General features: G+C 46.6%; 2 protein-coding genes. Both read right to left on the bottom strand.

The window, feature by feature from the left end:
• The coding region (locus ACRC27_RS08645; protein WP_438639697.1) for a hypothetical protein at positions 1-442 on the bottom strand (442 nt) is incomplete at its 3' end.
• 9 nt (positions 443-451) lie between these two features.
• Positions 452-1,387 (bottom strand): MFS transporter (locus ACRC27_RS08640; protein WP_438639696.1); only part of this gene is annotated, 936 nt, incomplete at its 5' end.

Genomic DNA, 1,387 nt, shown 5'->3' with positions numbered 1-1,387 from the left:
ATGCTTTTTCTACCGCATTCTCAATTCGTGGATCAGCGCTAACCGCATGATACTCCACCAGCATTTTGACGGCTAAAAACTGCGCCCAAATATCATAACTCTCTTTGGCTTCCGGATTCTCGGTGTTCGACTGCTTCGGCCCCAGCCAGCCATCAGCGTGCTGATGGGACAAGATATAATCAATATACCCTTGTATCCGCGTGATCAATGCCTGATTACCCGTTAAATAAGCCAAGGGGATCGCGCCATCCAACCAATAAGGTGCACGCTCCCATCCTTCAGCCTCCCCACCAAACCAAGCACTGTGTTGTACATCTGGCCAAAACTGATCCAGATGGCCGCTCATTCCCTCGCACTGGATATTCAACTGATCTCGAACCCAACCCTGCGGGGTGATACGCGTTAACGGCAGCGGGAAAAACTTATCAGAATGTATCATCATAAACTCCCGTTAAGCTTGACGTGCCGCTACGCGGCCTGTTTGTGGACTTTTAAATACCAGCATAAATATCAACGCAACCACAAAATTAAAGCTGGCAAAGCAGATCATGATACCGGTCCAATCACGCACACCGTCATGGGTAAAGAACGCATCAATCATCCACCCACTAACAAAACCACCTAACGTTCCCCCCACGCCAATAATCATAACTTGTAATAAACCTTGTGCCGTGGCTTTCATACCTGCATCGACATTAGTCTCTAAGAACAATGAACCTGCCAAATTGAAGAAATCAAAAGCGACACCCCAAACCAACATGGACAGAATAATCATCCACCATAATTCACCTGGATTACCAAATCCGAGCAGTAACCAACGCGCCACCCATGCAAACATACTGATTAACATAACAGTTTTTACGCTGTAACGAGTCAGGAAGTAAGGCACCAGAAGCACAAATATCATTTCCGACATCTGACCGATAGAAACAATCACTGCCGGATATTTAATCATGATGCTGTCACGGTAAGCTGGATTTGCCGCAAAATCATGCAAGAAGGTGCCGGCGTACGCATTGGATAACTGCATACTGACACCAAGCAAACCTGAAAATAAGAAGAATACGCCGAAACGTTTATCAGTAAACAGACGGCCAAAACTCATAAACTGCTGCAAAACTGAACCTTGACTAGTTCCTGCCGGACGACAGGCTGGCATAGTCACCGCCAGAATAGCAACCGCTAGAGAAGATGCCGCTGAGATATAAAATTGTACTGGGGACGTTTCTAACCCAGATAAACTGGTCAGCCACATTCCAGAGGCAAAACCCAGCGTACCGACTACACGCAATGGCGGATACTCTTTAACAATGTCCATCCTCGCTTGCGTCATTACACTGAATGACACCGAGAAGGCCAATGAGATAGTCGGGATATAACAGATCAT

Origin of the sequence: Plesiomonas sp. (assembly GCF_051650925.1) — a bacterium.
Taxonomy (GTDB): Bacteria; Pseudomonadota; Gammaproteobacteria; order Enterobacterales; family CAMTGL01; genus Plesiomonas.
This window is presented reverse-complemented; position numbering and strand designations above follow the sequence as displayed.